Annotated in this window: 22 protein-coding genes; all 22 read right to left on the bottom strand. The window is 50.9% G+C overall.

Going from position 1 to position 21071, the window contains the following annotated elements:
- Positions 1-11: 11 nt before the first annotated feature.
- A complete protein-coding gene (locus ICT70_RS00805; RefSeq protein WP_191153479.1) occupies positions 12-635 on the bottom strand; it encodes an MBL fold metallo-hydrolase in 624 nt (207 codons plus the stop codon).
- Positions 632-1774 (bottom strand): HD domain-containing protein, encoded by a 1143-nt coding sequence (locus tag ICT70_RS00800; RefSeq protein WP_191153478.1) that lies wholly within the window; start codon positions 1772-1774, stop codon positions 632-634. The genes ICT70_RS00805 and ICT70_RS00800 overlap by 4 nt, the downstream gene beginning before the upstream one ends.
- A complete protein-coding gene (locus tag ICT70_RS00795; protein ID WP_191153477.1) occupies positions 1771-3366 on the bottom strand; it encodes an NAD(P)/FAD-dependent oxidoreductase in 1596 nt (531 codons plus the stop codon). Before ICT70_RS00795 ends, ICT70_RS00800 begins: the two co-directional genes overlap by 4 nt.
- A gap of 263 nt (positions 3367-3629) precedes the next feature.
- Complete coding sequence (locus ICT70_RS00790; protein ID WP_191153476.1) at positions 3630-4079, bottom strand: universal stress protein; 450 nt, start codon at positions 4077-4079, stop codon at positions 3630-3632.
- A 131-nt stretch (positions 4080-4210) separates the two neighbouring features.
- Positions 4211-4489, bottom strand: a complete 279-nt coding sequence (locus ICT70_RS00785; RefSeq protein WP_191153475.1) for a hypothetical protein — start codon at positions 4487-4489, stop codon at positions 4211-4213.
- A gap of 42 nt (positions 4490-4531) precedes the next feature.
- Positions 4532-5035, bottom strand: coding sequence for a response regulator (locus ICT70_RS00780; protein WP_191153474.1), 504 nt, complete (start codon positions 5033-5035; stop codon positions 4532-4534).
- A 225-nt stretch (positions 5036-5260) separates the two neighbouring features.
- Positions 5261-6025 (bottom strand): tetratricopeptide repeat protein, encoded by a 765-nt coding sequence (locus ICT70_RS00775; protein ID WP_191153473.1) that lies wholly within the window; start codon positions 6023-6025, stop codon positions 5261-5263.
- Positions 6026-6045: 20 nt separating this feature from the next.
- Positions 6046-6537, bottom strand: coding sequence for a hypothetical protein (locus ICT70_RS00770; protein ID WP_191153472.1), 492 nt, complete (start codon positions 6535-6537; stop codon positions 6046-6048).
- Between the two features lie 65 nt (positions 6538-6602).
- The gene (locus ICT70_RS00765) at positions 6603-7514 is read right to left on the bottom strand and encodes a PfkB family carbohydrate kinase (RefSeq protein ID WP_191153471.1); all 912 of its coding nucleotides are present in this window, start codon (positions 7512-7514) and stop codon (positions 6603-6605) included.
- A gap of 107 nt (positions 7515-7621) precedes the next feature.
- Positions 7622-8500: an S-methyl-5'-thioadenosine phosphorylase gene (gene mtnP, locus ICT70_RS00760; RefSeq protein WP_191153470.1), complete on the bottom strand. Its 879-nt coding sequence runs from the start codon at positions 8498-8500 to the stop codon at positions 7622-7624.
- A gap of 20 nt (positions 8501-8520) precedes the next feature.
- Positions 8521-9570: a dual-specificity RNA methyltransferase RlmN gene (gene rlmN, locus ICT70_RS00755; RefSeq protein ID WP_191153469.1), complete on the bottom strand. Its 1050-nt coding sequence runs from the start codon at positions 9568-9570 to the stop codon at positions 8521-8523.
- Positions 9571-9712: 142 nt separating this feature from the next.
- Entirely contained in the window at positions 9713-10126 is a 414-nt protein-coding gene (ndk, locus tag ICT70_RS00750) for a nucleoside-diphosphate kinase (protein ID WP_191153468.1), read from the bottom strand.
- A gap of 209 nt (positions 10127-10335) precedes the next feature.
- The gene (locus tag ICT70_RS00745; protein WP_224746720.1) at positions 10336-10935 is read right to left on the bottom strand and encodes an XTP/dITP diphosphatase; all 600 of its coding nucleotides are present in this window, start codon (positions 10933-10935) and stop codon (positions 10336-10338) included.
- On the bottom strand, positions 10936-11670 hold the full coding sequence (rph, locus tag ICT70_RS00740) for a ribonuclease PH (RefSeq protein ID WP_191153467.1): 735 nt from the start codon (positions 11668-11670) through the stop codon (positions 10936-10938).
- Positions 11670-12731, bottom strand: coding sequence for an N-acetylmuramoyl-L-alanine amidase family protein (locus tag ICT70_RS00735; protein ID WP_191153466.1), 1062 nt, complete (start codon positions 12729-12731; stop codon positions 11670-11672). The genes rph and ICT70_RS00735 overlap by 1 nt, the downstream gene beginning before the upstream one ends.
- A gap of 47 nt (positions 12732-12778) precedes the next feature.
- Positions 12779-13861, bottom strand: a complete 1083-nt coding sequence (locus tag ICT70_RS00730; protein ID WP_191153465.1) for a DHH family phosphoesterase — start codon at positions 13859-13861, stop codon at positions 12779-12781.
- Positions 13858-14334: a TIGR00725 family protein gene (locus tag ICT70_RS00725; protein ID WP_224746719.1), complete on the bottom strand. Its 477-nt coding sequence runs from the start codon at positions 14332-14334 to the stop codon at positions 13858-13860. The genes ICT70_RS00730 and ICT70_RS00725 overlap by 4 nt, the downstream gene beginning before the upstream one ends.
- Positions 14334-16556, bottom strand: a complete 2223-nt coding sequence (locus ICT70_RS00720) for a heavy metal translocating P-type ATPase (RefSeq protein WP_191153464.1) — start codon at positions 16554-16556, stop codon at positions 14334-14336. Before ICT70_RS00720 ends, ICT70_RS00725 begins: the two co-directional genes overlap by 1 nt.
- Before the next feature lie 33 nt (positions 16557-16589).
- On the bottom strand, positions 16590-17903 hold the full coding sequence (locus tag ICT70_RS00715) for a DUF512 domain-containing protein (protein WP_191153463.1): 1314 nt from the start codon (positions 17901-17903) through the stop codon (positions 16590-16592).
- A 90-nt stretch (positions 17904-17993) separates the two neighbouring features.
- The gene (hfq, locus tag ICT70_RS00710; protein ID WP_191153462.1) at positions 17994-18227 is read right to left on the bottom strand and encodes an RNA chaperone Hfq; all 234 of its coding nucleotides are present in this window, start codon (positions 18225-18227) and stop codon (positions 17994-17996) included.
- 10 nt (positions 18228-18237) lie between these two features.
- Positions 18238-19173 carry a tRNA (adenosine(37)-N6)-dimethylallyltransferase MiaA gene (gene miaA, locus ICT70_RS00705; protein ID WP_191153461.1) on the bottom strand — a complete coding sequence of 312 codons (936 nt, stop codon included), beginning with the start codon at positions 19171-19173 and terminating at the stop codon, positions 18238-18240.
- Positions 19170-21026 (bottom strand): DNA mismatch repair endonuclease MutL, encoded by a 1857-nt coding sequence (gene mutL, locus ICT70_RS00700; protein ID WP_191153460.1) that lies wholly within the window; start codon positions 21024-21026, stop codon positions 19170-19172. Before mutL ends, miaA begins: the two co-directional genes overlap by 4 nt.
- Between the last annotated feature and the right edge of the window lie 45 nt (positions 21027-21071).

The following is a 21071-nucleotide window of genomic DNA, read 5'->3' as shown; positions in this document are numbered from 1 at the left end:
TGCCAACCTCATCAGCCTGCCAGAAAAGGGTTGTTGTGTTTTTCCAGACCAATAGTTGTCGCCGGGCCATGGCCGGGATAGACTCTGGTTTCAGCGGCCAGGCACAACAGCTTGTTCTTAATATTGTTGATCAGTTGTTGATGATTGCCACCAGGAAGATCAGTTCGGCCAATTGATCCACTGAACAGGGTGTCGCCAACAAACAGACAGTCTTCAACTTGCAGGCAAATACCTCCCGGTGAATGCCCGGGAGTATGAATAACCTTGAATGACAAATTTCCAAGCTCGATGACATCCCCATCCTTTAGCAAACGGGTCGGTTCCGGCGAACGGCTGGTGGACAACCCAAACAAGGCCGCATGCTCGGCAGCACGCTGTAACAAAGGGGCATCATCCTGATGGACCAACAGGTCGCAACCGGTTTTTTCAAGCAATGACCGATTGGCACCGATATGATCAAAATGGCCGTGGGTATTGATCACCATGGCAAGGGTCAAATCATGCTGCCGCAAAAGCTCGAGAATAGTGCTGACATTGCCACCGGGATCAATCACTGCAGCTTTGCGGGTATCTTCACAGCCCACGAGATAACAATTCACTTCTAAAGGGCCAGTCGGCAAGCTGGTCATGATCATGATGGCTCTCCTTTGTCATTGATCTGGGTAAAGAGATCGAGGTTCCGACTTTTCAGCTGCTCGCCCAAGGTTGCACCCAAGGGGCGTTCATACCGGCTGTCACGCTGACGGTCGGAGGGTTGCCGGGATGCTGGCGTTGCAGCGGGGGGAACAACCTTCGGATCGCCAGGGGGCTGTTGCCGCTCCGGCTTATTTTGTTGCCCCATGTAGAAATAACGATCGAAGAGCCGATGATAAGATGTCCATCCGTGATCCTGCTGTTCTTTTTCAACATGCAATTGTACCGCGTTGATCTTGGAATCGAGATCATCGATAAAATTCAGGATAACCGCTTCTAAAAATTTTGGTCTTTTGGGTGAACCAAAATCATACTGTCCGTGGTGAGATAGGAGCAGATGCTTGATCATCATTGAAAGTTCCACTGGAAACCCGGGGATAGCCCGTACATGGTCTTCAATCATCTGCACACCCATAACAATGTGTCCCAACAGCTTCCCCTCATCGGTATAGCCAAAGGAGCGATCAAAAGATAACTCCTGCACTTTTCCTACATCATGAAGCATCGCACCACTGATCAGCAGATCCCGATCAACCTGAGGGTAGCGCTTGGCAACATCAAGGGCGAGAGCCGCCACTGCCAGGGAATGTTCCAGCAGACCACCAATGTAGGTGTGATGCATTGACTTTGCCGCCGGGGCCCGTGAATAAAGACGATAAAATCGAGGGTCATCGAAAAAAGATCGCAACAAATCACGGATATAGGGATTTTCCAGCGAATCAAGCAATTGGTCCAGCTCGTTTCGCATCTCCTCGGCAGAGCGACTACTGACCGGCAGAAAGTCACCAATATCAACCGCGTCATCGGCAACTTTATCCAACTGCTGAACAATCAGCTGCATCTTTCCCATATAAACGCTAGCTTTAGCTTCAATCCGGATAAAATCGTCAGCATCAAAATGGCTTGACAGTTCATCAATGCGATCCCAGACCTTCGCTTCCACCTCCCCGGTACTGTCCATCAGCTTGAGAGTCATATAGGGCTTGCCATTTTTTGCCATGGCAGTGATTTTGTCGCGCACTAGAAAAATGCTGCTGACCCGATCGCGTTCCTTTATTTGATTAACGTAAATTTCTTTCACTTCGACCTCAATTGTATCTGGGTTGTGCGTAGGATATGAATTGCCGTGTTCAGGCCATCAAGGGCAGCGCTCATGATGCCACCCGCATAGCCGGCACCTTCCCCGGCCGGGAAAAGCCCTCGATGACTGACCGATTCACCGGCACTGTTACGCAGGATCCGTAAGGGAGCAGAGGTGCGTGTCTCCACGCCGATCAGGGTCGCCTCTTCACTGACAAAACCACGCATCTTACGATTAAAGTATGGTAGCGCACGACGTAAGCCATTGGCAACGTAGTCAGGCAAACAATCATCAAGACAGGCATGAACAACATCGGGACGACAGCTTGAATGTAATCGCCCTCCCCGTCCATGAAGAAATTCAAGCAACGGTTGGGCCGGAGCCCGCCAGCCCGGTTCTCCAGCCCGCCAGGCGGCACGTTCCCATCTGCGCTGAAATTCCACCCCGGCCAGCGCACCGCGGTGGGCAAAATCGGCCGGAGAAACGGTAACCACCAGCGCACTGTTCGATAGCGCAGCAGCGCGGCGAAAATCACTCATACCATTAACCACTATACCACCAGCTTCAGAGGCAGCGTTAATAACCTCGCCACCGGGGCACATGCAAAACGAATAGATACCCCGACCGCTGTCAGGGTCGTTCCAGGTCAAACGATAGTCTGCTGCCGGCAACTGCGGATGATCAGGTAAACCATACTGGATCTGGTTAATCAATTCTCGCGGATGTTCCACCCGTACACCCATGGCAAAGGCTTTGGCTTCAAGTTTGACCCCGGCCTGTGCCAACAACTGATAGGTATCGCGCGCGCTGTGTCCCGGTGCGATGACCAGCCGGTCACACGGAAGGTGTTCTTGATGATTGATGGTTACTGCCGCAACCTGGCCGGACTTCATCGCAAAGCCACTGAACATGCTTGAAAAGCGGATATTAACGCCCAACTCCATCAGGTGCCGCCGAAAACGGATAAGCACTTGCCGTAAGCGATCACTACCAATATGCGGTTTTGCCTGATATTGAATTTCTCTCGGGGCTCCCATGGCGACGAGCCTGGAGAGGATGTAGCCGATACCGGGATGATTCAGTCTGGTGGTCAGTTTACCATCAGAAAATGTGCCGGCCCCGCCCTCACCAAATTGTACGTTGCTGTTTTCATCCAGAACGCCCTGGTCCCAGAAATGACGCACATCAGGTAAACGTTGTTCAACCGGTTTGCCGCGCTCCAGCAGGGTGACCTGACAACCGCTTTCCGCCAGAGTCAGTGCACAAAAAAGACCGGCGGGACCCATCCCAGTCACGACCACATGCAGCGGTTGCGACACCTTATCAATGATCAGTCCGATATCTTCTGGCGCCCGATCAAGCGTTGAGTGAGAACCAAATTGAGCTAAAAATTTTACCTCATCTTCAACATTAAACTTAACAGTATAAACTCTTAATATATTGTTCTTTTTTCGAGCATCAATGCCTTTTCGAAGGATTTTCCAGTGCTGTATTTGATCAGATTGACAGCCGAGAACAGCAGCAATCTTGTCGCCAAGCTGCGCCTCTTCTTCATCGAGCTTGAGGGATAGATCCCGAATCCGCAAAGCCATGGTTGTCCTGGATATCGATCTGTTCATTCAAAAAAAGAGCAGCCTTGCGGCTGCTCGGTCGAACGTTATTTATAGAGGGGGAAAGCTGATCTGTCAATCATGATGCTTTGGCAAAAGTATCACGTTAGATGGATAAGCAAAAAGCGGCGGATGTAAGGCGCGTCATGGTTGATCAATGAGGCGTACCTACGTTCGTCGAAGCAGTGAAACAATGGCGACTGTTCTTGTCCCGGCGCAGCAGTTGGTGCGTTTTTGCAACGCCATCAATCATTCTGCAAGCGCACAGTCAGAACCGGCAATGGAGACTTGCGTACGACCTTTTCGGCCGTACTGCCAAACAACACATGATCGAGACCGGTACGACCGTGGGTTCCCAATACAATCAGGTCAGCTGAAAGCTCCTGGGCCTGTTGGATAATCTTTTCGTATGGTAGCCCCGGCACAATGAAGGTTTCGTAATTTTCATAACCTTCCAGGTGTTGACGACAAAAGCTTTCCATCAGCTTGCCGGCACCCTGCTCAATCTCTTCCTCCAGCTTTTCAAATGAGATATGAGGCACATAAAAACCTCTCAGATCAACCGGCTCATTAATAACGTGCACTAACACCAACCGAGCTGAATATTTCTTGGACATATTCAAAGCCAGTGCAAAAGCATTGTTGGAACTTTCTGAGAAATCAATGGCGACCAGGATGGTGGTAAAATCTTTCATGATAACCTCCTCACATAAAGATTAGGCAAGTTCTCTAATAGTGAGAGTGTAGCATCAATAGCCTGCCTGTCAAGAAAGGACAAGCTGCTTTGATTGAGAAATCTGCTGAAATCACACGAGTTTGTTGGGTTTCAACACCATAGCTTGAGAATTTCGGCCAGAATACGATGAAAGCGCACAAGACTGTTTGAGCCAACCGCCAACCCAGCCTGATGATCAAGAGATTTATTACCACGCCCGGCAGCAGGGTTGGCAATGAGCGCCAAGGCGCCAGCGGGTGTCCGGACACCCCGGACTCCGGAAAACGTTGCCAGGGACACGGTAAGTTCAACGACCATTCCGGCAGGGACGCCGGCAAAACCTGAACCAAGAACAACTGCTAGATCAAGGGTGAAAGGAACCCAACGCACTTCGCAGTTGGTTCACCGCAATACTGATGTCATCAAAAACAATCATCGTGCCAACAGTTTATCAATGCGCGCAGTAAAATCTTCGGGATGGAACGACTTGGTCATAAAATCATTGGCCCCGGCGATGAAGGCCTGGCGGGCATCATCATCCTGACGGTAAACCCCGCTGATACAAAGTATCGGCAAAGAGGCACAATGCGGGTCATTGCGTACTCTCTTGATCAGGTCAGAGCCACTGATATCAGGCAGGTTAATATCTGCAATCAGCAGATCAAAGGAGACCGATTGCAGCAATTTCCAGGCTTCCTCTCCACAATGAGCCGTTGTCAGCTCAACATTTTGATCCACCAGCAGGTCCATGATTAATTCACGAAAAAACCGGGCATCATCAACAATCAGTATTTTCGGGGATGGTTTTCCGTCCTTTAGGGGGTCAACCGTAAATCGATGACGACATTTAGGACAGGTTACAACCACGGATGATGAGGAATCGATTGCCAACTGCGTGAGATATTTTGCTTCACATTTGGGACATTGAATTTTCATAAATTACCATTTGCGGCACATATTCATTTGTAATTATTCAGCTGCTGCCCTTCGCGCAGGGTCTTTGGATCCTGTGACAAGGGTTGTGTCGCCATGGACAGCGACAACAAGAGGTCATGGATGACGAAAGGCGACCCTTGACATAGGCTTCCCGACCCGGTGCTGAACAGATATATTCGTTTTTTTAAAATCATCCAAAGGAATAAAACTATCCGGAACGTCTTGTTACTCCTTTGGCAGGGTTTTGATGAGTTCTGCCGCCATTGTTCCTTCTTCTGAATCAGGAACAAAGTTAATGATAATTTCCAGTTGCTGCCGTGCCCCGGAATAGTTACCATCCCGAAGCAGTAACACAGCCAGACGATAGCGTGCTTGCACCAGTTCCGGTGCCAATTCAATCGTGCGGCGCAAGGCAGCTTTTTCCAACAGGACCTCTTCTGTCAATCGGTAAACTTCTGCCTGATAATAATGGGCGGGCGCAAAGTTGGCCATCATCAGAACCGCCTCGCGAAACGCCTGCAGGGCCGAGGCATAATCACCTTGTTGTAAAAAAGCATACCCCTTGCCGGTCATGGCAATGTGAGTACTGTCAAACAGAAGATTTTTTGCCGCACGATCAAAATAATTGATGGCCTTGTTCCACTCTTCCGTTACCAGGTAAAGATTCGCCAGATTGTTTTCATATCGTGGGTCACCTTTTGAAAGCCTGATCGCTTCTAAATAATGGTGTTCAGCCTCTTTATAAGCGCGGCGTTCCTGATAGGCCTGGGCCAGTGATGCGCGAATAGCGGCATTATCAGAATCAAGTTCTACCGCCTTAAGCAGTTCGCGCAATGCGGCACTTGGGTTGTTCCCCTGCAAATGAGCTTCTGCCAGTTTGTGATGAACATCAGCCTGGTGACGATCTTTGTCAATGTTAGCGGTTGTACCGGCACATCCGCCCAATATAATCAGGCCAAGAAAGAAAAAACCGGTCAGAAATTTAGCCATAAATAGATACTCCAGATAACTTACAATGAGGCCAGATAACGGCCAAGGCTGGCCAGACTTTTTTCTCGCAGCAGCTGCAGGTCCTCTTCATTTTTATTGGGCAGAACGCTCCGAGGCTTGCTGACTGACGCCTCGGGTGGCTGCGTAATGGGCAATTTTTCCCAGTATTTCTGTTTATCTACAGGGGGCAGCAGATGAAAATCAGATTCCATCAGAATGAATCCCATTGACTCAATAAACTCGTTACCATCTTCGTAAATCTTACTGACCTGGGTCTGGGGAACCTCGCCTTTTTCCGGTACAAAAAAGATGGTTCTGCGCGACTCCAGTAAATAAAATGCAACGATGACCAGAGCTTTACCGCCACCAGCTAATTGCAACAGATAGGCACGACAGGGCTGAGGCGAAAAACCACTGAAGGCCAGCTGGATCGCAGACGGCGACGATTGCAGAGAGATGACCTTGGTGGCAGGAGCGGAAAGAAAGGTCAACTGTTTATGCTGTATAAACATAAGCGCCCCAGGCGAGGTGGCGATCAATATCACCAGAAAAAATGGCAGACCTCAAGACACAGGAACTAATCCAGATCGGCAAAGTCGGTCAATAATTTGATTCTTTTGAAACGATCAGAAATATCCTCATGACTTATCTGCTTAAGGCGCTCCAGACTGAACTTTTCTACCGTAAATGACGCCATTATGGTACCAAAGATAATCGCCTTGCGCAGGTTTGTTTCACTAAGATTACGTGTAGCGGCCAGATAACCAAAAAAGCCTCCGGCAAAGGTGTCCCCTGCTCCGGTGGGATCAAACACCTCCTCTAACGGATAGGCCGGCGCGGAGAAAATAGATCCTTCGCCAAACATCAATACACCATATTCTCCACGCTTGACGACCAGAGTCCTGGGGCCGTAACTGCGAACAATGGCTGCGGCCTTGACCAGGTTTGGCTCCTGTGCCAGTTGCCTCACTTCGGCCTCATTGATAATGAGGATATCAACCAACTCCAGGGTACGCAACAGCGCCTCTTTTTTTCCATCGATCCAGAAATTCATCGTATCACAGGCCACCAGTTCAGGGGCAGCAACTTGACTTAAGGCCTCACGTTGAATATCGGGATCGATATTGGCCAGAAAAACATACTCCGCCTGGCGGTAATGTTCCGGTAATTGCGGTTTGAAGGTTTCAAAGACATTGAGCTGGGTATCCAGGGTATGGGCTTCATTGAGATCATATTCATAACGACCGCGCCAGCGAAAGGTTTTGCCAGGTGCCCGCATCAAACCATCAAGATTGATATTGCGCGAGCGTAAAAAATCGACATGCTCCTGGGGAAAGTCTTCACCGATAACAGCCAGCAAATTAACATCAGTAAAAAAACTGGCTGAGGTGGAAAAATATGAGGCCGAACCGCCAAGAACATCTTCAACCGTACCAAAGGGGGTGGCGATAGAATCAAGGGCTACACTGCCGACAACCAGAATGCTCATGTAATAAGTCCTTTATAACTCGTTAAAATGTGCGTACGGCGTCATGGCCGGAACGTGAGGTAATAATCGCGGCGCCGGGATCGAGAAGGTGGAATAATCACAGGAAATCATCCATTCTGATCAAGATATTTGCCGATAATAGGCGCCAATGCCTGTTGTGTCTGCGACGGAATCAGAGTCTTATCGGTCATAATCGCAAACTCGAGGGCTTTATCACAGCGACAGGTCAGCTGCTGTTGCCCCATTTGGCCAACAGCGTTTTTGATGATGGCACGAGCGGTTGCTACATTCTGACGGATGATATTCAGAACCGCCTCTACCGAGACATCATCATGACCCTCGTGCCAGCAGTCATAATCGGTTGCCAGGGCGACCGTGGCGTAGCAGATTTCTGCTTCTCGCGCCAGTCGTGCCTCAGGGATATTGGTCATACCGATAATATCGACTCCCCAGCTGCGATAAATCTGTGATTCGGCGCGGGTAGAAAAGTTGGGGCCCTCAATGCAGATATAGGTTCCACCGGCATGTACCGTAGCGCCCACCTCACGAGCCGATTTTTCGAGGATTGAGGCCAGATCAGCACAGACCGGGTCGGCAAACTGGACATGTCCGACGATCCCCTCCCCAAAAAAGGTCGATGCACGTCGTCCCTGGGTACGATCAAAGAACTGGTCAGGGATGACAATATGTCCCGGAACAATGTGCTCCTTCATACTGCCAACCGCCGAGACCGAAATAATCCGGGTCACTCCCAGTTTTTTCATGCCGTAAATATTGGCGCGATAATTGACTTCGGAAGGGAGAAAGCGATGTCCGCGGCCGTGACGTGGCAGAAAAACCATTGTTATCCCGTACAGGGTGCCGGTTATAAAGACATCAGAAGGGGCACCAAAGGGGGTTTCAAGGACAACCTCTTTAACCTCCGTGAGCCCTTCAATCTCGTACAGTCCACTACCTCCAATTACTCCGACCACCGGTGTATTCATTTGTTATTCTCCCAGCATCATCATCTTGTAGCTGTGCAATGAGTTTTTGAATCCATTCGTCCCTTTAATTGCCCACAGGCTGCGTCAATATCACGCCCCTTACCTGCTCGCAAAGTTGCTACCATACCATGGTCAAGCAGATATTTCTGAAATGCTCTGATAGTGTTCTCATCTGGTGATTTGAAGTCGCTGCCCGGATGTTGGTTAAAACAGATCAGGTTGATCTTGCAGCGCACCGGATGCAACAGCTTTACCAGTTTTTTTGCCATCACCAACGAGTCGTTGACCCCTTTGATCAGGATATACTCAAAGGTCACCCGTTGTTTGGTCTCACGGCTGTATTTCTCACAGGCCGCGATCAGTTCAGCCAGAGGATAGCGGTGATTGATCGGCATCAGGCGAGAGCGGAGTTCATCATCGGCGGCATTAAGAGAAACGGCCAGATTGACCTTGATGCGTTTTTTCAGTTCCAGCATTTCAGGTACCAGGCCACAGGTTGACAGGGTGACCCGCCGCGCGCCAAAGCCCAGGCCGTCATCGAGATAAAGAATATTCAGGGCATCAATAACATTGTCAAGGTTATGTAATGGCTCTCCCATCCCCATCATGACAATATTTCCCAGCGGACCGTCTTCCAGGGCGGCACAAACCTGATTAACAATTTCACCCGCACGTAAATTGCGGGACAGACCGGAAGTTGCTGTCATACAAAAGGCACAGCCCATGGCACAACCGGCCTGGGTTGAGATACACAGCGTCGCCTTGTCGGTTTCCATCGGAATTCTTACGGCCTCGATGGTCGCGCCGTCTTCAAGACTAAATAAATATTTGCGCGTACCATCCTGACTATCCTGGACAGTCAGGGGGGTCAGTGTGGATATCCGACAGCGAGCTGACAGGTCCTCGCGCAGGGCCTTGCTGACATTGGTCATGGCAGCAAAATCGCTTACGCGCTGCTGATAAATCCATTTAAACAGCTGGCGCGCCCGAAAAGCGGGCTGACCCAGGCTATCGAGATAAGCTACCAGATCTGCGTGAGTCATATTTTTCAGATCAATTTTGTCGTCCACACTTTACCTGCAAATAAAAACCTGACACCGGAGCAATCAGTCTCAGCTGTACATTTAAGAGAAACGGAATTCATAAAATTCAAGCCCTTCGGCAGTTTACCGAAGGGCTTGAAGATACACAAGCAGTTATGTCAGGGACCGATTAAAGCAGCTCAAGGCCGTTAAAGAAATATCCCAGCTCAAAAGCGGCGGTTTCGGGGGCATCAGAGCCATGGGTAGCATTCTCACCGATAGAAGTACCAAATTCCTTGCGCAATGTCCCTTCAGCTGCATCAGCCGGATTGGTTGCGCCCATCAGATCGCGCCACTTGGAGATAGCATTCTCTGCTTCCAACGCCATGACGACACAGGGACCACTGCTCATAAAATCGGTCAATTCACCGAAGAAAGGACGGGCACTATGAACAGCGTAAAAGCCTTCTGCCTCAACCTTACTCAGATAGAGTTTTTTCAGACCAACAATCTTGAACCCCTCGGAATAAATACGAGAGAGAATCTGCCCGGCATGACCGGCGGCAAAAGCATCGGGTTTAATAATGGCAAATGTTCTTTCCATTCTTCGTTCCTCCTGGATAGTGGCATGCGTTTTCGCAGTACCGGTTAAGGTATTCGTAAATATTGCGCTGCAGTCCTTCGCGCAGGGCCTTTGGATCCTGTGGCAAGGGTTTTTGTCGCCATGGACGGCAACAAAAAAGCGGTCATGGATGACGAAAAGCGTCCCTTGACACAGGGTTCAAAGGCCCGGTGCTGAACAAATACAGGTAATCAATCTTGAACAATTGTTTTCAGCAAAGGCACTATTTTTTGCAAAGCCCGCCCTCGGTGACTGATCCGGTTTTTGATGTCGGCCGGCAGCTCCGCCATGGTTTTGCCATACTCCGGCACCAGAAACAGCGGATCATAGCCAAAACCGTGGCTACCACGCTGCTGGTCGATAATCAACCCATCAACCCGCCCTTCTACGGTTTCACAGCGACCATCAGGCCAGGCCAGGGCGATACAACAATGAAAATGGGCCTTGCGCTGATTCAGTGGTATATCCCCCAATTCTCGTACCAGTCTGGCGTTGTTAGCCTTGTCGTCGCCCTGTTCCCCGGCATAACGGGCAGAAAAGACTCCAGGCGCTCCATCCATGACATCCACACACAAACCACTATCGTCAGCCAGGGTCAGGCAACCAGAAAAGCGGGCCAGAGTCAGGGCTTTCTTCCTGGCATTGTCAGCAAAAGTCGCCCCGTCTTCTGCTACTACCGGCGGGTTGTCGAGCTGATCAAGACCCATCACATCAAGGTCGAGGGGGGCCAACAGTTGTACCAATTCACGCAACTTGCCCTCATTACCTGTCGCCACCAGTAGTTTCATCATTTAATCGGCCAACGCAACTTGTTGCAATTGCTTTAAATTTGCACAGCCAACCAGAGCCAAATCGCGCATGACATCGAGCTCAGCGGCGCTGAAGGGAATTTCTTCAGCGGTACCCTGTACCTCGACAAACCGCCCGGAACCGGTAATGACAAAATTCATGTCAACCTCGGCGATGGAATCTTCTTCGTAGTTAAGATCAAGAACCGGATATCCTTTGACGATGCCGACGCTGATCGCTGAGACACTATCGAGTAGCGGCATTTTTTTCAGCTGCCCTTTTTTGACCAGACCCGACAAAGCGTCATGGAGGGCGACATATGCGCCGGAAATGGACGCGGTGCGAGTTCCACCATCAGCCTGTAACACATCGCAATCAAGCTGTACGGTGATCTCCCCCATGGATCCAAGGTCGGTAACCGCACGCAAGGAGCGGCCTATCAAACGCTGAATTTCCTGGGTGCGGCCGGAAACTTTACCACTGCTCGCTTCGCGCATGGAACGGGTATGGGTAGCACGTGGCAGCATGCTGTATTCAGCAGTGACCCAGCCACGCCCTTGGCCCCGCATAAAAGGAGGCACACGTTGTTCAACCGACGCATTGCACAGCACCCTGGTTTCACCGAAACTCACCAACACCGACCCTTCAGCGTAACGGGTAAAGCTGCGCTGGAAACTGATGGGCCTTAATTGGTCAGGTTGGCGGCGATCAGGTCGATCCTGAATTGTATGTAGCATTAGCGTGTTTCCCCGGACAAAGAGATGTAGTTCTGGATACCTTCGAAAACAGACTGTACCAGACGAGTCTGATAGTCTGCTTGCCGCAGCAAGCGTAACTCATCAGGGTTACTAAGATAACCAATTTCAAGCTGAACCGTCGGCAGATTGCCGCGACCCAACGACAAGCGCGAGGAAGGGAAAATCCCCCGCACTGCAAGATCTGAGGCAAGCATCGATTGTGACAGCTGCTGAGCCAGCACCAGGCTACCATGGGATGAGCCTGATGATTCCTCCTGAGCACGCACCAACAGGTCAATTCCCCGCACATCAGATGAGAAAGAGGCCTGGGCATGGACCAGAATCCAGAGGTCGACATCGTCACGTAAGGCCGCTTCCAGACGCTGATCGAGGGTCACGTCGTAATCACCCGAACGACTGACATAGACCGGTACCCCCAGACGCATGCGCAGCAGCCTGGCAAGCCGGTCAGCAACCTCAAAGGTCACCAGTTTCTCATTGTATCCGTCAGGCGCAATGACCCCGGTATCCAGGCCGCCATGAGCAGGATCAATGGCAATCGCCCGGATGGTTGGCCCACTGCTGCTACTGCGCTCGGCCCGCCGGAAAAAACGACTGAAGAGTTCGTCTATTCCGTCACGTTCTGCTTCCTCAACAACCGGCACCTGGGGATTAAGATGGCGGAAAAATACCGCCCGGCCGGCAAGTTGGGCTAACTGCGCTTGGATAAAATTTTCAGAGACCCGCAAGCGCCCATCGATAAAAACCGGTTTTTCCTGTAAAGGATAAAAGTTATCTCCAACCTGCATATAGCCACTGGCAGGGGTCAGAACGACCCAACCACGGCTGGTACGGATACGATAGGTATGGGCGACAGAATCCCAGTGCCCGGCTAAACCGGCAAGATCAAGCAGATCTTCGATGGCAACGTAGGAGACGCCCTGCTGACGATACACATCCTCAATAATTATTGCAGGTTGACCACGCAGAGCAATTTCAACTGCCGCACCGACTGGCGAGCTGATGAGTAGAAAACAGCAACAAAGCAGGATTAAACGCATAGCAACTCCGTCAAAGCGCTCGGTTATAGCTTAACTGCTGACCACTGTCAATCACAAGAAGGTACCAGTGGTTTGCCTGGTTGCTCGGGCATATTCAGGGCTTTCAACATGCGCCGGGTCAAGATTTCCTCGAGTTCTTGTTGCGCTTTTGCTTGATTATTCATCGTCCTGATCTGCCCCCCGGCCACCATGCCATGACCACCTGCGGTTCCCAAACCTGCGACCATCTCCTGAATGACCAGTCCCAGTTTGGCATCGGGGTCAAGGGAACGCATGGACAAAATCTGAGTGTCATCAAACCATCCCATCCCTAAAACGTAATTAATCCCCTTATGGCGCAACAAAAAATCTGCCAGTTCTGCTACCAGGTCGGGATTGTCAATTCGGCAAAGATTAAAAACCAGGGCGCTGTCATAGATACGGGCACTATCGATCGCCTGACGAAAAGCACAAAAATAGGCGGAAGACACCTGTGGATGAATGATCTTGAATAAAATTCGATTATTGGCAAGAGGCAACAGCTTTAAATACGCATCACGGTCAGCCTTGGACCATTCGCGGCCAAGATCCTGGGTTTCGGATTTAATCGCATAATACAGGCAGGTGGCAAGACGGGTATTGATGGCAACCCCCTGGGCAACCAGATACTCATATAGAATCGTTGCCGACGCACCGTAGCTTTCGCGAATATCAACCCAGCACACCTTGGACAGGTCAGATTTTGGCCGATGATGATCAATAATAAAATGGACAGGAAGAGCGGCAGGCCATGAATTGTTGCCGGTGTTGGGTTGCGTGTCGACCATGCAAACGACCTGAAACTGTTTTAGTTCCAGCTCGCTGATGGGGATCATCGGAATCTCAAGTTGTTCAACCATGTTGCGATTTTCACTACGACCAATGACCCCGCCATAAGTGAGCACAGCGTTCTGACCGGTTTTCACAATCAGCAAATGGCGCAGGGCAACGGCGGCAGCGATAGAATCAGGATCAGGATTGTCATGGGTTACGATGACAACCTTGCCGCGTCCTCGAACCCATTCGATCACTTGATCGACCAAATCAACACCAGGAAGTTGAAGCGGACAATCAATCCGATCAGCCTGCCCTGTTTTTTCGTTGGAAGTCATGGTTGAAGATTCCTGCCAAGAAGAGAAAAAATGGTAATTACCGCCTGCTGTGGAGCGTCGGTGGTCAATGTATTATCAATGTCCGGCCAACTGTCAAGTAGAACGAGGGGTTTGTCAAGCTTGCGGGCGATGGCAATTTCCGAGAGAGTACCATAACCACCCTCGATTGCAATCAAGGCCGCAGCCGTTTGCACCAGAATAACATTACGGGCGTGCCCCATAGCGGTAACAATCGGATGGGTGATAAAGGGGTTCGCACTGGCGGCCTTGTCACCAGGCAGAATCCCGATGACCTCGCCACCAGCTTCAAAACAGCCGCGCGAAGCCGCTTCCATGATGCCACCCAGCCCTCCGCAGACGAGAACTGCGCCCCTTAGGGCGATCAGGCGACCAACCTGATAGGCCTTTTCAAGACCACTGGGACTGGCATCTCCCGCACCAATTACGCCAATTATCAGGCGCTGCACTGCCATTAACCGATCTCCTGCAAACGGCGGGCGAAGCCTTTAAGGGTCAAGCTGTTCAAGACAACGCAGACGCTGGACAACGCCATGGCGAGCCCGGCGTACTCGGGTTTCAGGTAGAGTCCGTAGGAGGAATAAAAAAGACCGGCCGCTAATGGAATAAAAGACAGGTTGTAGAAAAAGGCCCAGAACAGGTTCTGTTTGATTTTTTTTAGGGTTTGTCGCCCCAATTCCACGGCCCGGACAAGGTCGAACAGATCAGCACCGATCAATACCAGATCGCCGGTTTCGCGGGCGACATCGGTTCCGGTACCGATAGCGATCCCGACATCGGCCTGAGCCAGGGCCGGAGCATCATTAATGCCGTCACCAACCATACCAACCCGATGCCCCTGCAGCTGATATTCCTTAACCAATACAAGTTTCTGATCAGGGGTCACTTCAGCAACCGCCTGGTTAATCCCCAACCGGGTCGCGACCTGTTCAACGACATCACGACGATCCCCACTGACCACCACCGTCTGGATGCCAAGTTGGTGCAGACGCTTGATCACAGCGGCAGCAGCCGGACGGATCTGATCGGATAAGGCGATAACCCCTTGTAGTCTATCATCAACTGCCACGAAAATGAGGGATTTGTTCAACAGCTCATCATCTTTCAGCTGCTGGTGTAGCGGTTCAATCGATATTCCTGCGCTTTCCATCAAGGCGTGATTACCACAGACAACGAACTGGTTGCCAACCCGCCCACGAACACCCTGGCCGCCAATTTCTTCAAGCTGTTGTGGGTTTGCTGAAATAATCGAGGGACGACTACGTGCCTCGGCAACCACTGCCTGGGCGAGGGGATGATTACTCCCCTGCTCAAGTGCTGCTGCCAGAGCAAGAATTTCGTCAATTGTCTTGTCACCACAAGTGACAATCTGATCCACTGCAAAGCCACCACTGGTAAGGGTACCGGTTTTGTCTAGAAGCATCACATCAAGTTTGGAAATCGTTTCAAGGGCCGATGCCTTTTTATAGAGGATCCCGCGCTCCAGGCCGACCGCACTACCAACCATGATCGCGGTCGGGGTGGCCAACCCCAGAGCACAAGGGCAGGCAATGACAACCACAGCGATGGCCATCTGAAAGCCGGTAAGAAACGGGGCACTGACCACCAGATACCAGCCGACAAAGGTCAGCAGCGACAAGGCGACAACTACCGGGACAAAAAAGCCTGAAACCCGGTCGGCAAAGCGTTGAATCGGTGCCTTGTCGGCCTGGGCATCCTCAACCAGGCGGATGATACGCGCCAGCACCGCTTCTTCACCGACATGGGTCGCCCGGATCTGCAACAGACCGCTGCGATTCATGGTGGCACCGACGACCTTCGCCCCAGGTTCCTTGTGGACCGGCAGCGATTCACCGGTGATCATCGACTCATCGACCGCAGCCGTCCCTTCCACCACCTCTCCATCCACCGGGATAGTATCTCCCGGCCGCACCAGCAGCAGATCTCCCGGCCTGACATGCTCAACCGGGATGTTTTTTTCCTTGCCGTTGACCAGCAGGATGGCCGATTTGGCCTGCAGTTGCAGAAGTTTTTTCAGGGCGTTGCCGGCCCGTCCTTTGGCCCGGGATTCAAGCCACTTACCAAAACGGATAAAAAGGATCAGCATGACACTGGTTTCAAAAAAAACTGCCACGTTCTCTCCCAGCAGACCAAACAGGGCCAACATGGAATAACCATAAGCCGCGCTGATGCCAAGAGATACGAGTACATCCATATTGGCAACGCGATTTCTCAAAGCACCCCAGGCGCTGCGGTAAAAACCCAAGCCGGCGGTAAATTGCACAATAGTAGCCAGGATTCCACTGGTGATTAATTCAACCCGGTCAGGGATTGGTGCAAACATCATCAACATGATAGGAATGCCGCCGGCGGCGGCAATCAGTACCATCAGCAGGTCCTGACGGGACCCGTCAACCTTGGCTTCATCGTGTTGCGCCAGGGTTCTAAAGCCGGCCTGTTCCACCGCAGCATAGATTTCCGGTGGTGAAATCTTATCTGCATCGAAATTGACCTGGGCAAAGTTGCCGGCCAGATTAACACTGACCGTTTTGATCCCCGGCAAGGACCGCAGCTTCTTTTCCACCGTTGCTACACAGGACGTGCAGCTCATGCCACCAACGGAAAAACGCAGTCGCTGCTGATCATTAACGGCAGCATCCGGACTATTTATCTTCATGAAATAACCTCAAGCAAGGCTTCATATTGCTACTCATGAACAACGAACGATATCGACCGGCCCACCGGCTAAAAGCTCCAACCCCTCCAACAGTCCCCAGGCCGAGGATTCAACGACGACCACCGCTACCCCAAGGGCGCAGCGAAGCTCATCAATGTGCATGTTATCAAGAAAACGTTGTTCATCAGCCTTTAGCATGACATCGGGCAGAAGTAACGGTCTGCCTTTGATCATATCACGAAGCTGGCGGACGAGATCAATACCGGTAACTAGACCGGCAACTGAGACGCTTGAACCAAAAAAATCATTGCCGACGGCTACAACCTCAATATCAACCCCGGTGCGCAAGCCCATGCGTTTGACGACTTCCTGCAGATGGAAAAAAAATGACTGGCCGGTAACAACAACAGCGGATTTCAGGTCGAGGGGTTCCGCCTCAAGCAGAGCCTCTTCCGCCTCCGCTTGAAAATGTGCAACCAGACCAACCCCGTTATCAAGTTGCGGGAACTCTTCATATTCATCAAAGGCCGGCAAGGGCATGTCAGCCAATTGATACATCTCATCGGCGGCAAAGACCAGCCGAGTTCCCAACTTTTGCAGAAATTGCTGTTGTATATCCCTGATTTGTCCAATGCAGCGTGCAGCTTCTGCCTGATTTGGAACCTGCAAAACCGGCAACCGCTCACGAAAACGGGTCAAGCCGACCGGGACGACGGCAATCGAATTGACTTGTGGAGACAAAGTGGCCAATTCTTCGATGGTCTGTTGCAGCACCGGACCATCATTGATCCCCGGACATAAAACAATCTGACAATGCAACTGGATGTCTGCTGCCGCCAATTGTGTAAGCAACGGAAGGATGGCCGGCACCTGACAGCCCAGCAGATGGTTGCGTATTAATGGATCGGTAGCGTGAACAGATATGTACAAAGGAGACAGCTTGTCAGTAACAATCCGCTGTAAATCCGCCTCACTGACATTGGTGAGGGTAATAAAAGAGCCGTAAAGGTAAGAAAAACGATAATCCTCGTCCTTAATGTAGAGACTGTGCCGCAGACCCTTCGGCAGTTGATGAACAAAACAGAACAGGCACTGGTTTCCACACTGCTGTGGTTGCGGGTGCGCTACTTCAAGACCGATCTCTTCATCGGCAAATTTTTCGCACTCGACAACCAGTATTTCCCCCAGGCGAAACACTTCGATCACCAGATGCTCGGCTTCCATAGCACGATAATAATCAATCAGATCATTGATCGGGATGGCGTTGATCGTGACCAGCTGATCATCAGCACAAAGACCCGCCTCGTCAGCAAAGCTACCGGGTTCAATTCGCTCTATTGCTATCATTTTTCTCCCTGCCGGCAACAGCAAGGGCGGCACCATCGGTACCGCCCTTGCAAGGATTTCAACAAAGTTTTAGCCGCCAGCGATAAATAATTAATCGCGGCCGCCATGAAGTCGGAAGGTTCCATCCGACGAGGTGATAGTGCTGACGGCGTGTTTATAGATCAGGATGTCACCTTCACTCTCCACCAGAATACAAAAACTGTCGAAGGATTTGATGTAGCCGGACAGCCGCTCTCCAGACATCATAATAATGACAATCTTTACTCGTTCCTTGCGTGCCTGATTAAGATACTGATCCTGAATATTAAATGGTGATTTGGCCATGACCGCTCCTTTAATGACAAATCAAATGATCAATGTATTTTCTTACTCTATCAGACCTGTTGGTGGAATCAACCCAAAAGATATCAGGTTCTTTACGAAACCAGGTCAACTGTTTTTTGGCATACTGACGGGTACGCAATTGAATCTCGGCACAGAGTTGGACAGCATGGCAGTGGCTGGACAAAAAGTGTAGAACTTCACGGTAGCCAAGGGTCTGAAGGGCTTTTAAGTCCCTGCCGTAGCGTTCAAACAGCATCTTGACTTCATCAACCAGGCCTGCTTCAAGCATCTGCCTGGTGCGGTTATCAATACGCTGATAAAGGCGCTGACGCGGATAATCAGGTGCCAATGTCACCACCTGATAAGCCTTTTCAACGAAATTATGATCCGCTTTAATCGTTGAAAACTTCTGCCCGCTTAATAAACAAACCTCCAGAGCCCGAACCGTACGGATCAGATTATTCGGGTGAATCACCGCAGCTGATTCAGGATCCAGTTGTTCTAACTCGCGATGAAGGGTGCCACTACCCTGCTCCTTTTCACGCCGATGCAACCTCTGACGCAGTTGGGGGTCACCACTGGGTAACTGGGCCAAACCTCCCAGCAAAGCCTTGATATAAAGACCGGTGCCACCAACAACACAGGGAAGATGTCCCCGTTGGTGAATCTGTTCAATCAGCGGTCTGGCCAGATCAACGTAAGCAGCAACAGAAAATTCCTGATCAGGATCGATCAGGTCGATCATATGATGGGGCACCTGCTCCTGTTCGGCTTTCGATGCTTTGGCGGTACCGATATCCATCATTCGGTAAACCTGGCGCGAATCAGCCGAGACTATCTCCAGGGGAACATGCTGAGCCAGTTCCAGCGCCATGGCGCTTTTGCCTGAACCGGTAGGACCACAGATAACCAGCACCGGTATTTTATCCAGCCTGTTGGTACTCATCCGTGGCGTCGAAATAATCGTTCGATCTCATACAGACTCATACGCGCGAGCACTGGTCGCCCATGGGGACAATGGCCTCTGAAGTCGATCCGATCCAGGTCAACCAGCAACGCCTTGATCTCTTGGTGGCTCAGGGCCTGATTAGCACGGATAACCCGATGGCAGGCCATCATAATCAGAACATCATCAAGTGATTCCGCTAACCGACCTTCGCGCCCGATCCGCTCGAGCTCAAGAGCGACATCGGTGACTAATTTCACTATCGGTGCTGCGGCCAGTAGCGCGGGAAGGGCTTTAACCGCAAATGACTTACCGCCAAAAGGCTCTACTTCAAAACCCAGTCGTTCCAGTTCCTCCAGATGTTCTCCCAGGGCCGCTGCGCTTTTGTAATCAAGTTCGAACACTTCGGGAAATAACAGCTGCTGGCGTTGCACGCCACCTTCTTGATAGGCTTTTTTCAGACGCTCGAAGCCGATGCGTTCATGGGCAGCATGTTGATCAATCAATACCAGATCATCCTGATCCTGACACAGGATATAGGTCTGATGATACTGACCAAGAATCTGCAGATGAGAAAAAAAGACATTCCCGTTAGCGGCTCTCAGTTCTTCCTGGTGCATCTGGTTAGCGGAGCCTGGTTGCGGGCCTTCTACTGTTGATCTATGGATGACAGGGTCAGGAGGAGGAACTGGTCCATGGTTGAAGCTAAATGAACGAGGCTCCTCCCTGACTGATGGCTTAGCGACATCGAGGTTGTCTGTCATGGGTGGGTACTGAACCTGATGGCCTGAGGCCGAAGACACCGGCGACGTTACTGACGGCGGATGGTTCGATTGTGACTGCGATATCCAGCTGGAAGGTTTGAGGACCTGCTGAAGCGTAGTAGCGATAAAATCATGAACCACGCCCTGCTCACGGAATCGTACTTCGTGCTTGGTCGGATGAACATTCACATCGACCAGGGCTGGATCAAGAGTGAGGAATAGTGCCACCACCGGATAACGCCCTTTCATCAGCAGATGTCGATAGCCTTCCATGATCGCATGCTGAACCACCCGGTCACGAATATATCTACCGTTGATAAACGTATAGATATGGCTGGTCGCCGACCGATTGAGATCAGGGCGTGAGATCAGTCCCGATAGACGGAGGGTTTCATCCATCGCTTGATCAACCGGCAGCATATCGCGCAGTAAAGAACGCCCGAGCAGGGCAGCCAAACGTTCCGGCAGTGCCTTTTCATGGCGCAAATCGAGCATCAGACGATCTTGATGAAGCAAGCGGAAGCTGACATCCGGGCGTGCCAGAGCCAGCTTGGAAACGACATCAGCCGCATGACCTAATTCGGTCTGGTCTTTGCGTAAGAATTTTTTTCTGGCCGGCAGGTTAAAAAATAGATTTTTAACCTCAACAATCGTTCCAACCGGCAATCCCAGTCGTTCAACCTTCTTTATTCTGCCCCCCTCGATCTGGATGTGCTGCCCCAGACCATCTAAACTATTGCAGGTCTTGAGACGCATGCGCGATACCGACGCGATGGATGCGAGGGCCTCACCACGAAATCCAAGGGTCGACAGGGCAAAAAGGTCATCATCTTTTCTGATTTTACTGGTAGCGTGTCGCTCAAAACATAAGAGCGCGTCCTGATGGTTCATACCACAACCGTTATCGGTTATCCGAATGAGGGTTTTCCCGCCGCCGCCAAGCTCAATCACAATCTCTGTCGCACCGGCATCCAGAGCATTTTCGAGCAATTCCTTAACCACCGATGAAGGACGCTCAACCACCTCACCTGCGGCAATCTTGTTGCACAACTCTTCGGGTAAAATCTGGATACTGGGTTTATTGCTCATCGATTTTTTGCTTAATTGTCCCATTGACATAAAAATGCTAACGGC

Source organism: Pelovirga terrestris, from assembly GCF_014773365.1.
GTDB classification, from domain to species: Bacteria; Desulfobacterota; Desulfuromonadia; order Desulfuromonadales; family Geopsychrobacteraceae; genus Pelovirga; species Pelovirga terrestris.
The sequence above is the reverse complement of the archived record's forward strand: the minus strand, read 5'-3'. Positions and strand labels throughout refer to the sequence as shown.

What these genes read in the sequence shown, in the direction of transcription:
- ICT70_RS00720 (WP_191153464.1), bottom strand. Translation starts at nt 16,556, where the DNA reads ATGAAGATAAATAGTCCGGATGCTGCCGTTAATGATCAGCAGCGACTG.
- mutL (WP_191153460.1), bottom strand. Translation starts at nt 21,026, where the DNA reads ATGAGCAATAAACCCAGTATCCAGATTTTACCCGAAGAGTTGTGCAAC.
- ICT70_RS00790 (WP_191153476.1), bottom strand. Translation starts at nt 4,079, where the DNA reads ATGAAAGATTTTACCACCATCCTGGTCGCCATTGATTTCTCAGAAAGT.
- miaA (WP_191153461.1), bottom strand. Translation starts at nt 19,173, where the DNA reads ATGAGTACCAACAGGCTGGATAAAATACCGGTGCTGGTTATCTGTGGT.
- mtnP (WP_191153470.1), bottom strand. Translation starts at nt 8,500, where the DNA reads ATGAATACACCGGTGGTCGGAGTAATTGGAGGTAGTGGACTGTACGAG.
- ICT70_RS00745 (WP_224746720.1), bottom strand. Translation starts at nt 10,935, where the DNA reads ATGATGAAACTACTGGTGGCGACAGGTAATGAGGGCAAGTTGCGTGAA.
- ICT70_RS00780 (WP_191153474.1), bottom strand. Translation starts at nt 5,035, where the DNA reads ATGAAAATTCAATGTCCCAAATGTGAAGCAAAATATCTCACGCAGTTG.
- hfq (WP_191153462.1), bottom strand. Translation starts at nt 18,227, where the DNA reads ATGGCCAAATCACCATTTAATATTCAGGATCAGTATCTTAATCAGGCA.
- ICT70_RS00730 (WP_191153465.1), bottom strand. Translation starts at nt 13,861, where the DNA reads ATGACTTCCAACGAAAAAACAGGGCAGGCTGATCGGATTGATTGTCCG.
- ICT70_RS00795 (WP_191153477.1), bottom strand. Translation starts at nt 3,366, where the DNA reads ATGGCTTTGCGGATTCGGGATCTATCCCTCAAGCTCGATGAAGAAGAG.
- ndk (WP_191153468.1), bottom strand. Translation starts at nt 10,126, where the DNA reads ATGGAAAGAACATTTGCCATTATTAAACCCGATGCTTTTGCCGCCGGT.
- ICT70_RS00775 (WP_191153473.1), bottom strand. Translation starts at nt 6,025, where the DNA reads ATGGCTAAATTTCTGACCGGTTTTTTCTTTCTTGGCCTGATTATATTG.
- rph (WP_191153467.1), bottom strand. Translation starts at nt 11,670, where the DNA reads ATGCTACATACAATTCAGGATCGACCTGATCGCCGCCAACCTGACCAA.
- ICT70_RS00715 (WP_191153463.1), bottom strand. Translation starts at nt 17,903, where the DNA reads ATGATAGCAATAGAGCGAATTGAACCCGGTAGCTTTGCTGACGAGGCG.
- ICT70_RS00805 (WP_191153479.1), bottom strand. Translation starts at nt 635, where the DNA reads ATGATCATGACCAGCTTGCCGACTGGCCCTTTAGAAGTGAATTGTTAT.
- ICT70_RS00725 (WP_224746719.1), bottom strand. Translation starts at nt 14,334, where the DNA reads ATGGCAGTGCAGCGCCTGATAATTGGCGTAATTGGTGCGGGAGATGCC.
- ICT70_RS00765 (WP_191153471.1), bottom strand. Translation starts at nt 7,514, where the DNA reads ATGAGCATTCTGGTTGTCGGCAGTGTAGCCCTTGATTCTATCGCCACC.
- ICT70_RS00735 (WP_191153466.1), bottom strand. Translation starts at nt 12,731, where the DNA reads ATGCGTTTAATCCTGCTTTGTTGCTGTTTTCTACTCATCAGCTCGCCA.
- ICT70_RS00770 (WP_191153472.1), bottom strand. Translation starts at nt 6,537, where the DNA reads ATGTTTATACAGCATAAACAGTTGACCTTTCTTTCCGCTCCTGCCACC.